General features: G+C 61.8%; 15 protein-coding genes and 1 tRNA gene. 10 read left to right on the forward strand and 6 right to left on the reverse strand.

What is annotated here, in order from left to right:
* The first annotated feature begins 58 nt into the window (after positions 1-58).
* A complete protein-coding gene (locus tag GBB18_RS04490) occupies positions 59-1,735 on the forward strand; it encodes an ABC transporter family substrate-binding protein (protein WP_151549338.1) in 1,677 nt (558 codons plus the stop codon).
* A 237-nt stretch (positions 1,736-1,972) separates the two neighbouring features.
* Entirely contained in the window at positions 1,973-2,794 is an 822-nt protein-coding gene (locus GBB18_RS04495; RefSeq protein WP_151549339.1) for a MerR family transcriptional regulator, read from the forward strand.
* Between the two features lie 60 nt (positions 2,795-2,854).
* Here GBB18_RS04495 and GBB18_RS04500 read toward each other — a convergent pair.
* Positions 2,855-2,926 (reverse strand) — tRNA-Gly (locus GBB18_RS04500).
* A gap of 100 nt (positions 2,927-3,026) precedes the next feature.
* Here GBB18_RS04500 and GBB18_RS04505 point away from each other — a divergent pair.
* Both GBB18_RS04505 and GBB18_RS04510 read left to right on the forward strand, forming a co-directional pair.
* On the forward strand, positions 3,027-3,239 hold the full coding sequence (locus GBB18_RS04505; protein ID WP_151529096.1) for an AlpA family transcriptional regulator: 213 nt from the start codon (positions 3,027-3,029) through the stop codon (positions 3,237-3,239).
* A 124-nt stretch (positions 3,240-3,363) separates the two neighbouring features.
* Positions 3,364-4,158 carry a DUF1542 domain-containing protein gene (locus GBB18_RS04510; protein WP_151549340.1) on the forward strand — a complete coding sequence of 265 codons (795 nt, stop codon included), beginning with the start codon at positions 3,364-3,366 and terminating at the stop codon, positions 4,156-4,158.
* A gap of 84 nt (positions 4,159-4,242) precedes the next feature.
* On the opposite strand, the gene GBB18_RS04515 is transcribed toward GBB18_RS04510, so the two are convergent.
* A complete protein-coding gene (locus GBB18_RS04515) occupies positions 4,243-4,707 on the reverse strand; it encodes a ribose-5-phosphate isomerase (protein WP_151529094.1) in 465 nt (154 codons plus the stop codon).
* Between the two features lie 36 nt (positions 4,708-4,743).
* Here GBB18_RS04515 and GBB18_RS04520 point away from each other — a divergent pair, with 36 nt between their 5' ends.
* Both GBB18_RS04520 and GBB18_RS04525 read left to right on the forward strand, forming a co-directional pair.
* Positions 4,744-5,739: a DUF1524 domain-containing protein gene (locus GBB18_RS04520; protein WP_225990233.1), complete on the forward strand. Its 996-nt coding sequence runs from the start codon at positions 4,744-4,746 to the stop codon at positions 5,737-5,739.
* Between the two features lie 151 nt (positions 5,740-5,890).
* A complete protein-coding gene (locus tag GBB18_RS04525; protein ID WP_151549342.1) occupies positions 5,891-6,211 on the forward strand; it encodes a hypothetical protein in 321 nt (106 codons plus the stop codon).
* A gap of 9 nt (positions 6,212-6,220) precedes the next feature.
* On the opposite strand, the gene GBB18_RS04530 is transcribed toward GBB18_RS04525, so the two are convergent.
* Positions 6,221-6,865, reverse strand: a complete 645-nt coding sequence (locus tag GBB18_RS04530) for a DsbA family protein (RefSeq protein WP_151549343.1) — start codon at positions 6,863-6,865, stop codon at positions 6,221-6,223.
* 109 nt (positions 6,866-6,974) lie between these two features.
* Between GBB18_RS04530 and pepN the strand changes: the two genes are divergently transcribed.
* The 4 genes from pepN to GBB18_RS04550 all read left to right on the forward strand — a co-directional run bounded on the left by pepN (position 6,975) and on the right by GBB18_RS04550 (position 13,192).
* Positions 6,975-9,581 (forward strand): aminopeptidase N, encoded by a 2,607-nt coding sequence (gene pepN, locus GBB18_RS04535; protein ID WP_151549344.1) that lies wholly within the window; start codon positions 6,975-6,977, stop codon positions 9,579-9,581.
* A gap of 188 nt (positions 9,582-9,769) precedes the next feature.
* Entirely contained in the window at positions 9,770-11,044 is a 1,275-nt protein-coding gene (locus GBB18_RS04540; protein WP_151549370.1) for a TIGR04053 family radical SAM/SPASM domain-containing protein, read from the forward strand.
* 220 nt (positions 11,045-11,264) lie between these two features.
* On the forward strand, positions 11,265-12,035 hold the full coding sequence (locus GBB18_RS04545) for a CPBP family intramembrane glutamic endopeptidase (RefSeq protein ID WP_151640889.1): 771 nt from the start codon (positions 11,265-11,267) through the stop codon (positions 12,033-12,035).
* An 86-nt stretch (positions 12,036-12,121) separates the two neighbouring features.
* Complete coding sequence (locus GBB18_RS04550) at positions 12,122-13,192, forward strand: mechanosensitive ion channel family protein (RefSeq protein ID WP_225979151.1); 1,071 nt, start codon at positions 12,122-12,124, stop codon at positions 13,190-13,192.
* A gap of 40 nt (positions 13,193-13,232) precedes the next feature.
* Here GBB18_RS04550 and GBB18_RS04555 read toward each other — a convergent pair whose 3' ends face one another.
* The 3 genes from GBB18_RS04555 to GBB18_RS04565 form a co-directional block, all read right to left on the reverse strand.
* Positions 13,233-14,150, reverse strand: a complete 918-nt coding sequence (locus GBB18_RS04555; RefSeq protein WP_151640890.1) for an alpha/beta hydrolase — start codon at positions 14,148-14,150, stop codon at positions 13,233-13,235.
* 93 nt (positions 14,151-14,243) lie between these two features.
* Entirely contained in the window at positions 14,244-15,857 is a 1,614-nt protein-coding gene (locus GBB18_RS04560; protein ID WP_151640891.1) for an ABC transporter ATP-binding protein, read from the reverse strand.
* Positions 15,858-16,748 carry an ABC transporter permease gene (locus GBB18_RS04565; RefSeq protein ID WP_151640892.1) on the reverse strand — a complete coding sequence of 297 codons (891 nt, stop codon included), beginning with the start codon at positions 16,746-16,748 and terminating at the stop codon, positions 15,858-15,860.
* Positions 16,749-16,806 lie beyond the last annotated feature (58 nt).

Raw genomic sequence — 16,806 nt, forward strand, 5'->3', positions numbered from 1 at the left:
TTGCTTATAACTTCATATTGCCCTAGTTCACATTCCCTCAAGAGAGATGAGTGACACCATGAAATTACACACCCCAACCAAGAAGTTGGTGGCAGTGCTCTCTGCCTCAGCCTTGGCACTCGCTGCCTGCGGGGACGATGGCTCTGGATCCGTGTCCACTACGGATGGAGCTGGGGTCCCGGACGCCGACTTCAATGAGCAAGACCGCGACAATCTCAAGGACGGCGGTACCCTGACCACCGCTATCGGCGAGATCTCCGAGCAGCAAAACCCCTTCCACGCAGACGGCACGTTGTACTCCACCATTATGTGGTCCTGGTACAACCCGATGACCGTCCACTACTCTCCTGAGGGCGAGTGGTCGACCGACCCGAACTACATCCTCGACGTGAAGGAAGAGGAAGAGGACGGCAAGACCAAACTCACCTATGAGATCAACGAGGACGCCACCTTCAACGATGGCACCCCGATTGACTGGCGCGCGTGGGAAACCACGTGGAAGATCAATGATGGCAAGGACGAGTCCTACACTCCCAGCTCTACTGATGGATACGAGCAGATCACATCGGTGGAAAAGGGCGAGACCGATAAGGAAGCGGTGGTGACCTTCGCAGGCACCTACCCTTGGTGGCAAGGCCTGTTCAACTTCATCGCTCACCCCGAGCTGGCAAACCCAGATAACTACAACTCCTATCTGAAGGAAGTGCACCCTGAGTGGGGCGCCGGCCCGTTCAAGATTGAAGATGTGGACTTCCAGAACGGAACTGCCACCTTCGTACGCAACGAGAAGTGGTGGGGTGACACCGCGAAGCTCGACAAGCGTGTTTTCCGCCAGATGGAGTCCCAGGCAGCGATCAACGCCTTTAAGAATGGCGAGATCGACGCGGTCAGTGCCAGCTCCCGCTCTGACTATGCGGCAGTGAAGGATCTCGCCGACACCGAGATCTATGTGGGACGCGCCCCCAAGAACACCCTCTTCTTGCTCAACGGCGAGTCGGATATCCTCAAGGACATCAAGGTACGTGAAGCCTTTGCTAAGGGCCTGGATCGCGAACAGCTCGCGGATATCTGGTATCAGGGTCTGCCCGCGAAGCTGGAGAACCCCGGCTCCTTCGTCTTCTACCCCTTCCAAAACGACTACGAAGATAACTTCGAGGCTGTCGCCGGCTACCACCCCGAGGAAGCTAAGCAAATCTTGGACGAGGCTGGCTGGACCGAGGGCGCCGACGGTATCCGCGAGAAGGATGGCGAGAAACTGACTCTGCGCTACGTGCTCGTGGGCGAGTCTGACCTCGTGAAGTCCTCCGCGCAGGCTACCCAGCAGATGCTGAAGAATATCGGTATCGACATCTCGATCGACGTCCGTCCGAGCTCTGAGTTCTCCAAGACCCTGCAGAGCAAGAACTACGACATCTTCCCGATGGGCTTTAGCTCGAGCGATCCTTATGGTGTGGCGTACTTCGGCCAGACCTACCGCTCTGACTCTCAGCTGAACCGTTCCAACACCGGCACCCCGGAGCTGGACGAGAAGATCGCGGAGCTGCAGAAGCTGCCGACCCGCGAAGAGCAGATCAAGCGAAGCAATGAGCTGGAGAAGGAAGCACTTGCCCTTTATGGCATCCTTCCGATCAACACCGCTCTCGGTGTCTCCGCCGTCAAGAGCGGCCTGGCCAACGTTGGCCCCATGGCCTTCGGTGATGTGCCGATCGAGAACATCGGCTGGGTCAAGGAATAACCCACCCAGTCACTGACCTAGGTTGTGCGTAACAGCGCCGAGCACCAGCTGCTCGGCGCTGTTACTTATTGCAATGGAGACAGTCGGCCCGTGCCGGATCGGAGGGAGTGAGAATGGGACGTGCTCGTGGCGTCGATAAGCTTCTGCTTGCGTATGACGCCGCGTCAACCTCGATGCTGATAGTCGGGCGCACGCATCAGCGGCGCGCTGTGAAGATCAAGGAAAGGACGCCTGCAGATGGACGAGTTCACAATCGGTGATGTCGCCGAGCTTCTGGGGGTGAGTACGCGCACGCTGCGCTATTGGGACCAGATTGGGCTGCTTAGCCCCGCCCAGCGCACGTGGGCCGATCATCGTCTCTACACCCTGGGCGATGTGCACCGCGGCATGGCGGTCCTGATTTTTCGTGCCACTGGCATGTCTTTGCAGGCAGTGGCGGAGATTATGGACGATCCTTCCGCAGTGTGTTCTTCTTTGCGAGCGCAACGACGCCATCTCGCCGCCGATGCAGCCCAGCTGCGCGCTCGAGTGCGCGCGGTGGACAACCTAGTGGACTATTTCGTCGAGGAGGACTCAATGTCTGACACACATTCCAACCCCACTACCCGCCTGGCGCGAGACGCCGCTGCCTGGAAAGCCGAGTGGGAGCGCCATCAGGATGAAGCGGAGCAGCGCTGGTCCCACACCCCAGAATGGTCGGCCAGCCGCGCCGCTGTCGAGAGCATGGATGAGGCCGGCTGGGCGCACATGAAAAAGAGCATGGACGGCTTTGTCGAGGATCTCGTGGCGGCAGCGGAGGCGGAGGTGAGCCCGAGCTCGCCTGCAGCGGCTGCACTGGTAGATCGTCATGCTGAGCTCATCAGCCACTACTACGAGTGCACCCTAGCCAAGCAGGTGCTGCTCGCCCGCATGTACGAAGCTGATGAGCGCTTCGCCTCCTACTATCGCGGCGCCGCGCCCTTCCTGCGGGCATGCGTGGAGCAGCAGGCGACCCAGCGCGGCATTGATATCGACGCGGTGGAGTGGGAGGATACGCCTCAACCCGACGCCGAGGTATAAGCCTGCAAAGAAAAATCTCCCGCGGTATCAGTAGTAGATACCGCGGGAGATTATTTAGAGAGGGAACGACGGGAATCGAACCCGCGTCTTCAGCTTGGAAGGCTGAGGTATTAGCCACTATACGACGTTCCCTTGGTGCTGGGTTATGTTAGCGCATGGATTCCGCACAACGCAAAAAGGGGTGTTTCTTAGTTACCAGACAGAACGAGCGCACTCTGCGTATGCTGGGGGTATGCGCCCCAAAATCATTGATGAAGATACTGGACATGAATTGTGGACTGCGTCTGAATGTGCGGACTACTCCGGCACAGCCCGTGGCACGTTCACCAGTTATGCCACCCGAGGCCGCGCCCCCAAGCCGGTAACGAAGCTCCACGGCCTCACCCTCTGGGATTCCACCGTGGTGCGCGAGTGGGTCGCGGAAAGGTCCGGCTCCTCCAACTAGCCGAAGCGGCACCGCTGGCTGCACTGCCGGCACACCCACGGGAACCTCCGAGCCGTTTCCGTCGTTTTCTCCAGTGAACCCTTGTTCAAGGATGCTCTCTGCAGAAAGATTAGGTGAAAACCCAGTGTCAGCTTGGATTTTAATTGCGGTGTCGATTGTCCTCGTTGTGTTTCTCATCAACCGCGTGCAGCAAGGCCAGAACCAGAAGCTCACGCAAACGGACATGGATGATGCCGTGGCAGATGCGCGGCGCTGGATCGAAAGACTCGGCTCCCAAGTGCTGTCGCTGACTGGCTCGGACGCCGCCTCTACCCAGGCGTTGGCGGATGCCTCGGAGCGCTATAACGCCGCCAGTTCGCAGATCTCCACGGCGAATACCCCACAGCAGGCCCGCTTGGCCCGCGAATCTGCCTTGGAGGGCCTGCACTATGTCAATGCTGCCCGCGAGATCATGGATATGCCCGCAGGGCCAGAGTTGCCGCCGTTGGAGGGCCAGCGCGCCGCCGGTAAGGTGACCGAGCCGCGTACCATCCAGCATGAGAACAGCACTATTTCTGCCTCTCCGCACGCTAGCGCGGATACTCCTCACTATTACCCCGGCGGCACTGTCGCAGGCCGCCCCGTTCCAGCCGGGTGGTACTCCAGCGCGTGGTGGGGCCCTGCGCTTGCCACCGGCATGTGGACGGCCGGCTCCGTCATGATGTTCTCTGCCTTGTTCTCGGGGATGTCGGGAGTGCACTATGGCGCGGACCAGTTCGCGGATGGCACCGCGGACGGCAGCGACGACTTCGGTGACGCAGGCGACGCGGGCGACGCCGGCGATATGGGAGACGGCGCCGGTATGGGCGATGACGGCGGCTTCTTCGACGGCGGCGATGGGGGCCTCTTCGACGGCGGCGGCTTCGATTTTGATTTCTAGGCCCAGCGCCGCGCCACAGCCCTACTAAGCAGAACAACCCCGAGCATCACGCTCGGGGTTGTTCTGTGTCTTTAGGCCTCGTCTTTATGCCTCGGGGGCCACGCCGGTCTTTTCGTAGTCGGCGATGATATCGATACGCCGCTGGTGGCGATCCTCTTGGGACCATTCCTGATCGAGGAAGGCATCCACGATAGACAGGGCCTCCTCCTCGGTGTGCATACGGCCGCCGAGGCCGATGAGCTGGGCGTTATTGTGCTCGCGGGCCAAGCGGGCGGTCTCCACAGACCACGCCAGCGCGCAGCGCGCGCCCGGCACCTTATTGGCGGCGATCTGCTCGCCATTACCGGAACCACCGAGGACGATGCCGAGCGAACCCGGATCGTTCACGGTGCGCTGTGCCGCCTCGATACAGAAGGCGGGATAATCGTCAGCCGCATCGTAGGTGTGAGCACCACAGTCGATCACCTCGTGCCCCTTGGACTCGAGGTGGCTTGCAATAATGTTCTTCATGTCGAACCCAGCATGGTCCGCTCCGAGATAAACGCGCATGGCGTTCAGTGTAGACGAAAAGCGAGGTCCTCAGCCGTGAAGAAAACTCTGGCAACGCTCTGTGCCGCCCTTGTGCTCGGAGGATGTGCCACCGATACAGAGGTAGAGCGCCTCTCCACCCCCTCGACGCCCAGCTCTTCCACTACCGAGAGCACCATAGAGAGCGCACCGGCGACCACAGAAAGCACGCCAGAGTCCACCACAGCTGGCGAGCTGCCCGCCACGGCTGTCGCGGCTGCAGCACTGCTGGATGAGCTAGAGGTTAAGGGCCGCGCCCCCACTACCGGCTATAGCCGCGAGGAGTTTGGCCAGCGTTGGAGTGATGATGTGACTGTGGAGTATGGCCACAATGGCTGCGATACCCGCAACGATATTCTGCGCCGCGACCTGGTGGAGATCACTCTCAAACCGAATACCCGAGATTGCGTGGTACTACAGGGGCAGTTGTTGGATCCCTACACCGGCGAGTGGATGGATTTCGAGCGGGGCGAGCGCTCCTCCGAGATCCAGATCGATCACGTCGTGGCGCTGTCGAATGCGTGGCAGACCGGGGCGCAGCAGCTTAGTCCGGAGAGCCGGCGTAACTTTGCCAATGATCCCCGTAACCTGCTGGCTGTGAGCGGGTGGCAAAACCAGCAAAAAGGGGCTGGGGATGCTGCGACGTGGCTGCCGAAGAACTCCTCATTCCGTTGTTCTTATGTGCGCTCCCAGATCGAGGTCAAACACGCCTATGCGCTGTGGGTGACCTCGCCGGAGAAAGCAGCGATGGAGCGCATTCTCCGGCAGTGCCCTGCCAGCGATACACACCCCACATCTACTGAGCCGCCACAGTCTGCCACCCCACCGGCGCAGGACACTGCGCCGGCCCCAGCGCCCGATCCCGCACAGGTTCCCGCCGCCCCGGCCGGTGCGACGGAGTATGTGCGTAACTGTGCAGAGGCGCGGGCGCGCGGTATGGCACCGCTGCTACGCGGCGAACCTGGGTATCGCTCGGGCCTCGATGGCGATAATGACGGCATCGCCTGCGAATAACAGCCGCTTTATGAGCAGGGGCGGGACGTGTCTCAGACAGGGCCGCAGTCCTGTTGTCGTGGGGTTTCTTCCCGCTGCATACGGTGGGTAGTGTTGAGAGAGAACACATCATGTGCCGCTATGAGCAGCACAGAGGACGCAGGGAGGATTCATGTTGGCGAGCGCACACGGCCCCAGCGGGGTGCACCATGATCTGTCCTCGATGCACAATCCCGCGCATAGCCTCCCCGCCACTCAGAGTGTGCCGAGTTTTCTCGCAGACGAAAACACCCAGTTTCCCCGCGCGGCGGAGCTACGGGCTGCCGCCGAGCCGGAAGCGGACCACTCCCCCAGCCCGGCGCCCGCCGCTGCGGATAGTACCGCTGCTGGAGACGATGAGGCCCGCCCGTGGTGGCGAACCATGGCCGGCATTATCGGCATCTTCATCGTGATTAATCTGATCGCCTTAGGCTTTGGCTCGCTGTTCTTCTAAGCGCGCCGCCTACGCGCGCCCACCGCGATCGTCGAGCTGCGGCCCTTCGGTGCGGGAACGCTTGAGCTCAAAGAAGTAGGGATAGCCGGCGAGCGTGCAGGAGGCGTCGAATAGCTGTCCTGCTTCTTCGCCGCGCGGCACTCGGGTGAGCACCGGGCCGAAGAAGGCGACATCTCCGAGTTCGATGACGGGGGTGCCCACCTCCTCGCCCACCTTGTCCATGGCGCGCTGCTGATAGGCGCGGAGGGCATCATCATTGCTGTCGGTGTGGCCGGCGTCGAGCAGCTCAGCCGGAAGCCCCACCTCGGCGAGGGACGCTGCGATCACCTCGTCGGCGGCATGGTAGCCGCGAACGGTGATCTCCCCACCGTGGTGAATGCGAGTGCCCATGGCGGTGTAGAGCGCGTCGAGTTTCTCTGGGTGCTGCTCTGCCACGGCGACGAAGACGCGCGCAGGCGCCCAGGTGGCCTTCATCATCTCCTTATAGGCCGCGGGCAGCTCATCGCGGCCCTCATTGAGTACCGCCAAGCTCATGGGCTGCCAGTTGACGCTGATATCGCGGACCTGCTCGACCTCCTTGATCCAGCGGGAGGTGATCCAGCAGAAGGGACAGGTGACATCGAAATAGAAAGTAATAGAGCGCTTATCGTTCATGCCCGCCCATGCTAATGCACAACGCGCCACCGGCTCTGCGTAGCGCCCATGCAACACCCACACACCCCGCCGGCAACGCGACCTGCGTCACGCTACTACTGTGGTGCGCATGACAAGTGTGAACCTAACCAGAGATGAAGCGCGCGCCCGCGCGGCCATGCTAGAGACCGAGCACTATGACATCGCCCTCGATCTGACCACCTCCGACGAGACCTTCCGCTCCACCACCACAGTGCACTTCACGGTGAAGGAGGCGGGTGATACCTTCATCGATCTCCGCGACGCCCACATCCATTCCGCGTCCCTGGATGGCGAGGACTTCACACCGGAGTATTCCTCCGAGCACGGGCTCCAGCTGAAGCAGCTGAGCGTCGGCGAGCACACCCTCGTGGTCGATGCCGACTGCACCTACTCTCATTCCGGCCAGGGCCTGCACCGCTATGTGGACCCGGCCGATGACAAGGTGTACCTGTACTCCCAGTTCGAGACCGCCGATGCCAAGCGGGTCTATGCCTGCTTTGACCAGCCCGATCTCAAGGCAACCTATCGCCTCAGCGCCGTCACCCCGCAGGACTGGATTGTGATCACCAATGGGGAGACCACCTGCACCGAGTCCGAAGGAAAGCGCGTACACACGGCGGACTTCCCCTATCCGATCTCCACCTATATCGCTGCGGTGTGTGCCGGCCCCTATCACGAGGTACGGGAGACCTGGACGGGCACGCTCACCCACCACTCGGAAACCCCAGCCGATCAGCCCACCGATCTGGAGATCCCGATGGGCCTGTACTGTCGCGCCTCGCTGGCAGACTCGCTGGATGCTGAGCGCATCTTCACCGAGACCCGGCAGGGCTTCGATTTCTACCACCGCAACTTCGGCGTCGCCTACCCCTTTGGCAAGTACGACCAAGTGTTCGTCCCCGAGTTCAACATGGGCGCCATGGAAAACGCCGGCTGCGTGACCCACCGCGACGAGTACGTTTTTGACTCCCAGGTGACGCACTACATGTACGAGCGCCGCGCCGATACCATCCTGCACGAGATGGCCCACATGTGGTTCGGCGATCTCGTGACCATGGAATGGTGGGACGATCTGTGGCTCAACGAGTCCTTCGCTACTTGGGCCGCGGCGATCTCCCAGGCTGAGGAGACCCGCTATGACACGGCGTGGACCACCTTCGCATTTGTGGAGAAGTCCTGGGCCTATAACCAGGACCAGCTGCCCTCGACGCACCCGATCTCTACGGATGCCTCCGATATTGAGACCGTGGAGCAGAACTTCGACGGCATTACCTACGCCAAGGGCGCCTCGGTGCTGAAGCAGCTGCAGGCCTATGTGGGGCGTGAGGAGTTCTTCGCCGGAGTGCGCCGCCACTTCGCGCGCCATGCTTTCGGCAATGCCACCTTCGATGATCTGCTCGCCTCTTTGGAGGAGGCCTCGGGACGCGATCTGTCGGATTGGTCCAGCCAGTGGTTGAAGACCACCGGCATCAACTCGTTCTCGGTGGAGTCCACGAGCAGCGATGGCGTCTACGATTCCTTTGCCATCGTGCAGTCCGGAGCCACCCCCGGCGCTGGCGAGACCCGCACTCACCGCCTTGCCGTGGGCCTCTATAGCCTCCAGGATTCCGCTGTGGTGCGCACCCAGCGCATTGAGCTGGATGTGGACGGCGAGCGCACCGAGGTGACGGATCTCATCGGCGCCCCGGAGGCAGATCTGGTGCTGGTCAATGACGATGATCTCACCTACTGCCTCTACGAAGCCGATGAGCAAAGCTTGGCTTTCATTGGCGAGCATATCGACGCCATCGAGGATTCCATGGCGCGGGCACTGTGCTGGTCGGCCGCCAGCCAGGCCACGCGCGATGGTCGTATGCCGGCCCGCGACTTCCTCGCACTGGTGCAGCGCGGTATCACCTCCGAGACCGAGTTGGCCGTGCTGGAGCGCATCTTGCTGCAGGCTCGCATCACCCTGCGCTCCTACGCCGATCCGGAGTGGGCAGAGCAGGAAGGCAAGCAGGCCTTTGCCCGTACGCTTTTCGACGCCCTCTCGCAGCCCCACGACCTCGCCGCCGGCACCGATGCCCAGCTACCCTTCTTCAAGGCGCTGGCCCAGGTGGAATTCGGGGAGAACGAAGCCGCGTTCTTCCGCTCCATCCTCGAGGGCACGTGCACGGTGCCGGAGCTGGAGGTGGATAGCAATATCCGCTGGAGCGCCCTGACCGCCCTGATCGCCCGCGGCGATATCGCCGACCCTGAGGCCGCCATCGCCGCAGAGCGCGAGCGCGATGCCACCGGCTCGGGCCAGAAGTCGGCGTGGCGGGCCGCAGCGGCCATCAATACCGCGGAGAACAAGGCCCAGGTATACGAGCGCCTCAGCACCGCAGCCGGCGAGATCTCGAACCTCGAGCTGCGCCACACTCTCGAAGGCTTGCTCTTTGCGGGCTCGACGCCGAACCTGGAGCAGTTCAACGAGCGTTTCGTTGAGCTCGCCCCGCAGCTGTGGGCCGATCTGCCGAATGAGACTGCCCAGCCGCTTCTCGAGGGCATCTACCCCAGCTGGGATATCAGCGCCGCGGGCATCGAGCGCTCCACACAGCTATTGGATGCGGATATTCCGAGCGCTTTGGCCCGCTTGGTGGCAGAAAACGTCGATGCGCAGCAGCGGGCATTGCGTAACCGCGAGGTGGATGCCCGCGCTGGAGAGCAGCGATAAAACCCGCCAATCTTAGGCGCCACTAAGCAGAGGGTGGCCAATATCTCCCAGCTCAGGGGCCGTTTCTGTTGGCGCGGTCCGGCTGTGCTGTCTTAATCTGGAAGGTGCCTGTGCTTTCCGGTCGCTGACGCTGCTCGGAGGGCACGATCGCCGAAGATGAGAGGGAGCTCAGCACTGTGAAGCATCGCATGCCGGTTGTGCGCACGGTCCGCCATGACATCAACCAGAAGCCGTTCATTGTTATCTGGGAGGTCACCCGCGCCTGCGCTTTGGTGTGCAAGCATTGCCGCGCCGATGCCCAGCATCACGCCGCTCCTGGCCAGCTCACCACAGCCGAGGGCAAGGCACTGCTGGAACGCCTCGCCGCGTATGAGCATCCCCGTCCTCTAGTGGTGCTCACCGGCGGGGATCCTTTTGAGCGCGATGATCTGGTCGAGCTCACCGCCTATGGCACCTCCCTGGGGCTGAGTATCTCGCTCTCGCCCTCGGTCACCCCGAAGCTCACCCGCGAGCGTATTAGCGCGCTGCGCGAGGCGGGTGGCAAGGCCATGTCCATGTCGCTCGATGGCGCCTTCCCGGAGACGCATGACGCCTTCCGTGGCTTCTCCGGCACCTTCGAAAAGACCGTCGAGATGGCCCCCATCATTAATGAGCTGGGCTATCGCTTGCAGATTAATTCCACGCTCACGAAGTCCAATATTCACGAGGCCCCGCACCTGCTCAAGCGGGTGATCGATATGGGGGCGAAGATGTGGTACGTCTTTTTCCTCGTGCCCACTGGCCGCGGCGCCGCGCTGAACTCCCTCTCGCCCCAGGAGCGCGAAGACGCCCTGCACTGGCTGCATGATGTGTCTAATCGCATCGCCATTAAGACCACAGAGGCGCCGCAGTATCGGCGCGTGGTGCTGCAGGCCCAGCAGGCGAAAGAAGAGGGAGGCCCCGGCTATGAGGGCGGCCCGTTGTATCGCGAGCTCACCGAGCTCACCACCGAGATTCTTGGCGAGCACCCCGCTGCCCCGCGTCGTCCCCGCGCCCCGATGGCGGTGAACTCCGGCTCTGGTTTCGCTTTCGTGGACCATGTGGGCGATGTGTACCCAAGCGGATTTTTGCCCATGCACTGCGGCAATGTGAAAGAGCGCGATTTCCACGATATTTACGCCAACTCAGAAGCGTTTCAGGCATTGCGCGATCCCGACCACTGGCACGGCAAGTGCTCGGTCTGTGATTTCCACTCGGTCTGCGGCGGCTCGCGTTCTACCGCCTATGCGCTCACCGGTGACTACCGCGCCTCCGACCCCACCTGTGCCTATATTCCGCCGGCGTGGGCGGAGGAGCATCCGCACGATTGCGGCGTGGATCGGGCAGCGCTGGAAAAACTCATCGGCGCCGAGGCACTACGCAGCTACTCCCCTGCCCACGATACGGAGGCCACCGCAACGCTCGCAGCGCCCGCAATGCCCTGAGAATGGGAGAGATCTTTCTCACAGCACACCTGAGACTACATTAAAGACATCCCATGTCTCATGGGGCTATGGACTTCCTTTATGAGGAAGTCCTAAAAAAGTCACTTTTCGGTCGCTAATGGGGTCATTGTGCATTGGTCATGCTTCGTACTCTCCCGCTACAAATAGTTTCCACTAGGGTTGCCCATCCCGGGCGACCCCCGTGCCCGGAAAGGACACCATGAAGACACTCTCGCAGCGCCCGCTTTTGGCTAGCTTCGGCGTTGTTGTCATTGCCCTTCTCAGCCTCTACTTGGGAAGTGTTGTGACTGGTAAACCCGCAATTAACACCGGTCCAGCCCTCTTAGCTTATGTTATTCCACTCATCGTGGCCTGCGCCGGTCTAAGGTGGCTGAAACTCGGCAACCTCATCTCCCCAGCCGGGTTCCGCCTCACGGATTTACTGCGATTTGGCTGGCCGCTGCTTGCCGTATCGACCATGTTTTTCGCGGTGAATACCCTCTTCGGAGAGGAACCCTCCGCACAGCAAAGCGAGGGCGCGACGAAGCGGCTGATGTTCTTAGTGCTCATCATGGCTGCAACAGCCTTCTTTGAAGAAGTCATCTTCCGCGGCATCATCCTGCAGATTCTTCTCAACGGCGCCACACTCTCCCCTGCCCGTTCTGTCGTACTCACCGCTGTAGTCTTCTCCCTCATCCACTTTGCCAACTTGACTCGGACTCCCGAGATGATCATCGGCACCATCAGCCAGGTGTTCTACACCTTCGTGCTGGGGGTCTTCCTTGGCGCGCTGATGCTGCATACTCAAAACCTGTGGGTGCCTATCATCGGCCACTTAGTGTTCAATGTGCTTGGTAGCTTTACCAGCATTTACGTCCTGCCAGACACAAAGCTCGAGGATATTACGATCTTCGGCGCTATCCTGCAGCTCGTGCTGATCTCTCCCCTCCTCATTTACGGACTGCGCTGGTTGAAAAAAGCCAACAGCTAGCACCGATCAGCCACTGTGCGGAGCGCTACCCACTTGATTCTCAACCATCTGGTGTTCTGCGAACACCTCCCCTATGGTGGTTCGACGTGAATACAGAGATTACCTTCCCCGACTCTATGACCTTGCCCGCAGATACGCTCGTGCAGGCGGCGATGACGTCCACGGTGGATACCACTGTCGATACCCTCGGCTCGTGGTGGGATCAGCCCCTAGTGCAGGAGTGGCTGATCTCCAAGCCGATCCACATTGTCATCATTGTGATCGTGGCGATCGCCCTTAACTATTTCCTGCGCAAGCTCATTACTAAGGTATCCGAGAACGCTGCCGCCAGTGATAAGCGATCCAAGATCGGTTTTGGTGTCGCCCATAATGATCCCGTCGAGGAGGAAGAGGATCCGAAAAAGGCCGAGCTGCTGCGCCAACAGCTTGCCGCCCAGGATAAAGCCCGAGCGCAGCGTCGTGAAGCGCGCATGATGACTCTCGCCACGGTGGGGCGCTCGGCCGTGTCCATCGTGGTGTGGGTGTGGGCGGCGCTCGCGATCCTCGATGAGGTGGGCGTGAATGTGACCCCGCTGATCGCCTCCGCTGGTGTTGTGGGTGTGGCCCTCGGCTTCGGCGCCCAGGCACTGGTCAAGGACTTCCTCTCCGGCATCTTCATGATGATCGAGGACCAGTACGGCGTGGGCGATACCATCTCCGTCGGTGATGTCGCCGGCGATGTGGAGGATGTGTCGCTGCGTGTGACCACCGTGCGCGATGTGGACGGTGTGCTCTGGTTCGTGCGCAATGGCGAGATTCTCTCGGTGGGTAACTATTCCCAGGGCTACTCCATCGCGCGAATTGAAATCCCCGTGTCGCTGTCTGCAGATGTTGATGCCGCGCAAAAGACCATCTTCGACACTGTGCAGCGCTCTGCTGCCGCCGAGGAATACCGCGCCGATATTCTGGGCGATCCCGAGTTGGCGGGTATCTCCAAGTTCAATGTGGACCACATGGTGGTGCGCGTGAATATCAAGGTCATGCCTGCGCAGAAGTGGGCAGTGGAGCGTGCCATGACGGCCGAGATTATGAAGGCTATGAACGCCGCCGACATCCATGCCCCCTACCGCTTCGGTTATGGTTTCGGTGCACCTGGCGCCCCAGCGGGCCTCGAATAGTCACCTTGGCTCTACTCTCGCCGTGGCGTAGTGCCACGGTTTAGCAGAGAGTAGATATCCACAGCAGCAGGTCTTCATAGACCTGCTGCTTATTTGTTTCCTGCAGGATTTCGTGTCGCTTACCCGGGTACACCACGGCGCTGACGCGGTCGACTCCCGCGGCATCGTAGCGATTAGCCACTTGGGTGGCTCCGGTAGCCCCACCCACAGGGTCCTTGGCCCCAGAGACCACCAGAATGGGCAGGTCGCGAGGGGTGGCGCTAAACGTGGCGCGAGTATTCACCCGCCTATGAGCACTGAGAAAATCGGCGAAGAATTGATTAGTAGGCACAAAACCGCACAGCGGATCCGCGCGATAGCTATCCACCACTGCGGGATCGGAGCAGAGCCAGTCCACACTGGTGCGGCGTTCAAAACCCTTGTTATAGCCGGCAAAGGCCAGGGTGTTGAGCAGGTGTGCCATGCACCTCGGTTTCCTCGCGGCCAGGGCAGAAGCGAGAAGCAGGCCTAGGGAGGCATAACGCGGCCACCGGCCTGTGCCCACGAGAATGGCCCCCGCGAGGGGCTGATAGCCGCGGGTGAGGTAGTCACGGGTGGCGAAAGACCCCATGGAGTGGCCGAGCATAATCCACGGCACATCCGGGTAGGTGCGCTGGAAATGCGTGCGCACCAAGGAGATGTCCTCCACTACGCGCGACCAGCCATTCTCATCCGCGAAGTGGCCGAGCACGCCGCTGGTGACGGCCTCGGGTCCATGGCCGCGATGATCATGGGCCACGACCGCAATATCGTTGCTATTCAGAAACTGCGCCAGCTCATCGTAGCGGCCTGCGTGTTCGGCCATGCCATGCACGATCTGCACTACCTGGCGCGGCTTGGCCACCGGCCAGTGATAAGTGCGGGTTCTGATTCCATCGTGAGTGATCACACCGTTGATCATTGGGTTCTCTCGCCACACATCCTTTTGTATACACGCGTGCTGCGCTTATCGACGCCGCCCTCGAGTGTTTAAGCCTAGCCGCAGCAGCACACCTGGTGCTGCTAGCGCGGCTTAAATCACGTAGTGCACATAGCGCTGCTCCTCCAAGCGGGCGCGGAGCACGCGGCCAGGAATGGCGTGCACCAGCCTGCGGGTGAAATCGTCGGAGGGGTTCTCGAACACCTCGGCCACCGGCCCATAGTCCACTTGGCGTCCGCGTTGCATCACCGAGACCGTGGAGGAAATGGCGCGCACAACCGCCAGGTCGTGGGAAATAAAAACATAGGTCAGTCCCAGCTCCTCTTGGAGATCGTGCAAGGTGTCCAGAATCTGGGCCTGCACCGTCACATCGAGCGCGGAGACCGCCTCATCGAACACGATGAGCTCGGGGCGCACCACGAGGGCGCGGGCGATCGCGGCACGTTGCAGCTGCCCGCCGGAGAGCTCCCGCGGGCGGCGGGACGCCAAGGCGGGATCGAGGTGCACCTTGCTGAATCCCTCCTCCACATGTTCCTGCAGCTCGCGGCGACGCCGTGAGTGTCCGAAGTTTCGCAGCGGCTCCGCTACCGACTCACCTAAGCTCAACCGCGGGTCGAAGGAGGAGTAGGGGTTTTGATAGACCAGTTGGACGCGGCGGCGCAGCGTGCGCACCTGCGCCGGCGAGGCATCGCTGAGCGAGGTATCCCCGAGGAGCACCCGGCCAGCAGAGGGAGTGTGGAACATGGAGATAATGCGCCCGATCGTGGTCTTTCCCGAGCCCGACTCTCCCACCAGCCCGTGCGTGGTACCGCGGCCAACCTCGAAGGAGACATCGTCCACGGCAGTCACCCCCGGAAAGCTCTTCGAGAGCCGCTCCACACTCAGCAAAGGGGCGTTCTCTGCCGGCTCTACTGCCGCTGGCATGGTCGGGCTATTCAACGAGGGCGCATGGGAGATGAGTCTCTGGGTGTAGTCCTCCCGCGGGGCACCCATCACTCGCGCGGAGGTGCCGGACTCGACCACCTGTCCGTTATTCATCACCATGATGCGATCCGCGCGATCGCCCGCCACCGCGAGATCATGGGTAATGAGCAGCACGCCGGCCCCTAATTCACGGGTCATCTCGGCCAGTACATCCAGCACCACATCCTGCACCGTTACATCCAGCGCCGAGGTGGGTTCGTCGGCGATGATGAGCTCCGGTTCGCCGGCGATGGCGGCGGCGATGAGCGCGCGCTGGCGCAACCCACCCGAGAGCTCGTGCGGGTATTGGCCATAGCGCAGCTCGGGTCGATCCACCCCCACCTTGTCCAAGAGCTCCACCACCCGCTGCCGAGTGGCGCCGCGCGGATTATGAATGGCGATCGCCTCGGCGATCGTTTCGCCGATGGTGTGGACCGGGTTGAAGGAATTAGTGGGATCCTGCGGTACCAATCCGATGCGCCGGCCGCGGATGGTGCGGAGAAAACGCTCGTCACGTCCCACGAGTTCTTCCCCGCAGAGCGTGATCGAGCCATGGGTGATGCGGGCGTTATCCCCTAAAAGCCCCACGATGGCCTGCGCCGTGGTGGTTTTACCAGAGCCGGACTCACCCACGATGGCTAGGGTTTCGCCAGCTTGGAGGGTGGCGTCGATAAGCGAAATGGCGGGAGTGTTCCCATAGGAGACGCTGAGGCCATCGATGGAAAGAAGCGGAGTATCAGACATCTAGATCGCAACCTTTCTGTGCACGAGTCGGCTGAGCCGGGTGACGGCGAGCACCGTGAACACCACGATGAGGCCAGGAAGGACGGTGAGCCACCACGCGGTGACCACATAGTCGCGGCCATCGGCGACGAGCAGACCCCACTCGGGTGTGGGTGGGGTGGCGCCATAACCGAGGAAGCCCAGGGTGGAGATTTGGAGGATGGCGCTGCCGAATTGCAGCGCCGCCAGGGCGATCACAGGGGTGAGCGAGTTGGGCAGAACATGCCGGAGCAAGACGCGGGGAAAATTTGCCCCCGCCCCGAAGGCCGCCTCCACATAGTCGGCCTGCATCACGCTCAGCACCTGGGAACGGGCGAGGCGGGCAAACATGGCCACGGTGGTCACGCCCACCGCGATCGAGGCGTTGATCGTGCCGAAGCCCACGATAATGATGATGGACAGGCTCAACAGCAGAGCTGGGATGGCCAGCAGCACATCCACCACGCGCATGAGCACGGTTTCGACCCAGCCGCCGCGGGCGCCGGCGAGCACGCCGATAGCGGTGCCGACGATCACGCCCACGAGCACGGCGATCAACGCTCCCGCTAGGGAATGACGGGCGCCGTAGACCACGCGGGCGTAGAGATCACGGCCGGTGGCGTCGGTGCCAAACCAGTGCTCCGCCGATGGCGGCTGCAGCGACTGCAGGGTTACTGCCAGCGGGTCGGCCTGAGCGAAGATCCCCGGCAGGGCGGCCCAACTGATCATGAGCAGGAGAAAAATACCGGCAAGGGCCGTGCTGAGCGTGCTCGCACCGCGGGCCACGACGCGGGCTACGTCGGCGGTGGACGAGGACTGGCGAGGGGCAGCGGTTGAATCGGCTACGGGGTGCTGTGCGGTGATCGTCGTCATCGTGTCTCCTCTTCGGTGGCGGGGGCGGTGCCGGCCGCGACGGTGGCGGGGGCTGCGA

This window comes from Corynebacterium sp. 11A, from assembly GCF_008930935.1.
Taxonomy (GTDB): domain Bacteria; phylum Actinomycetota; class Actinomycetes; order Mycobacteriales; family Mycobacteriaceae; genus Corynebacterium; species Corynebacterium megadyptis.

Excerpts from the sequence above, each read along its gene's own strand:
- GBB18_RS04490 (WP_151549338.1), top strand. The coding sequence starts at position 59 with ATGAAATTACACACCCCAACCAAGAAGTTGGTGGCAGTGCTCTCTGCC.
- GBB18_RS04495 (WP_151549339.1), top strand. The coding sequence starts at position 1,973 with ATGGACGAGTTCACAATCGGTGATGTCGCCGAGCTTCTGGGGGTGAGT.
- GBB18_RS04505 (WP_151529096.1), top strand. The coding sequence starts at position 3,027 with ATGCGCCCCAAAATCATTGATGAAGATACTGGACATGAATTGTGGACT.
- GBB18_RS04515 (WP_151529094.1), bottom strand. The coding sequence starts at position 4,707 with ATGCGCGTTTATCTCGGAGCGGACCATGCTGGGTTCGACATGAAGAAC.
- GBB18_RS04525 (WP_151549342.1), top strand. The coding sequence starts at position 5,891 with ATGTTGGCGAGCGCACACGGCCCCAGCGGGGTGCACCATGATCTGTCC.
- GBB18_RS04530 (WP_151549343.1), bottom strand. The coding sequence starts at position 6,865 with ATGAACGATAAGCGCTCTATTACTTTCTATTTCGATGTCACCTGTCCC.
- pepN (WP_151549344.1), top strand. The coding sequence starts at position 6,975 with ATGACAAGTGTGAACCTAACCAGAGATGAAGCGCGCGCCCGCGCGGCC.
- GBB18_RS04540 (WP_151549370.1), top strand. The coding sequence starts at position 9,770 with ATGCCGGTTGTGCGCACGGTCCGCCATGACATCAACCAGAAGCCGTTC.
- GBB18_RS04545 (WP_151640889.1), top strand. The coding sequence starts at position 11,265 with ATGAAGACACTCTCGCAGCGCCCGCTTTTGGCTAGCTTCGGCGTTGTT.
- GBB18_RS04560 (WP_151640891.1), bottom strand. The coding sequence starts at position 15,857 with ATGTCTGATACTCCGCTTCTTTCCATCGATGGCCTCAGCGTCTCCTAT.
- GBB18_RS04565 (WP_151640892.1), bottom strand. The coding sequence starts at position 16,748 with ATGACGACGATCACCGCACAGCACCCCGTAGCCGATTCAACCGCTGCC.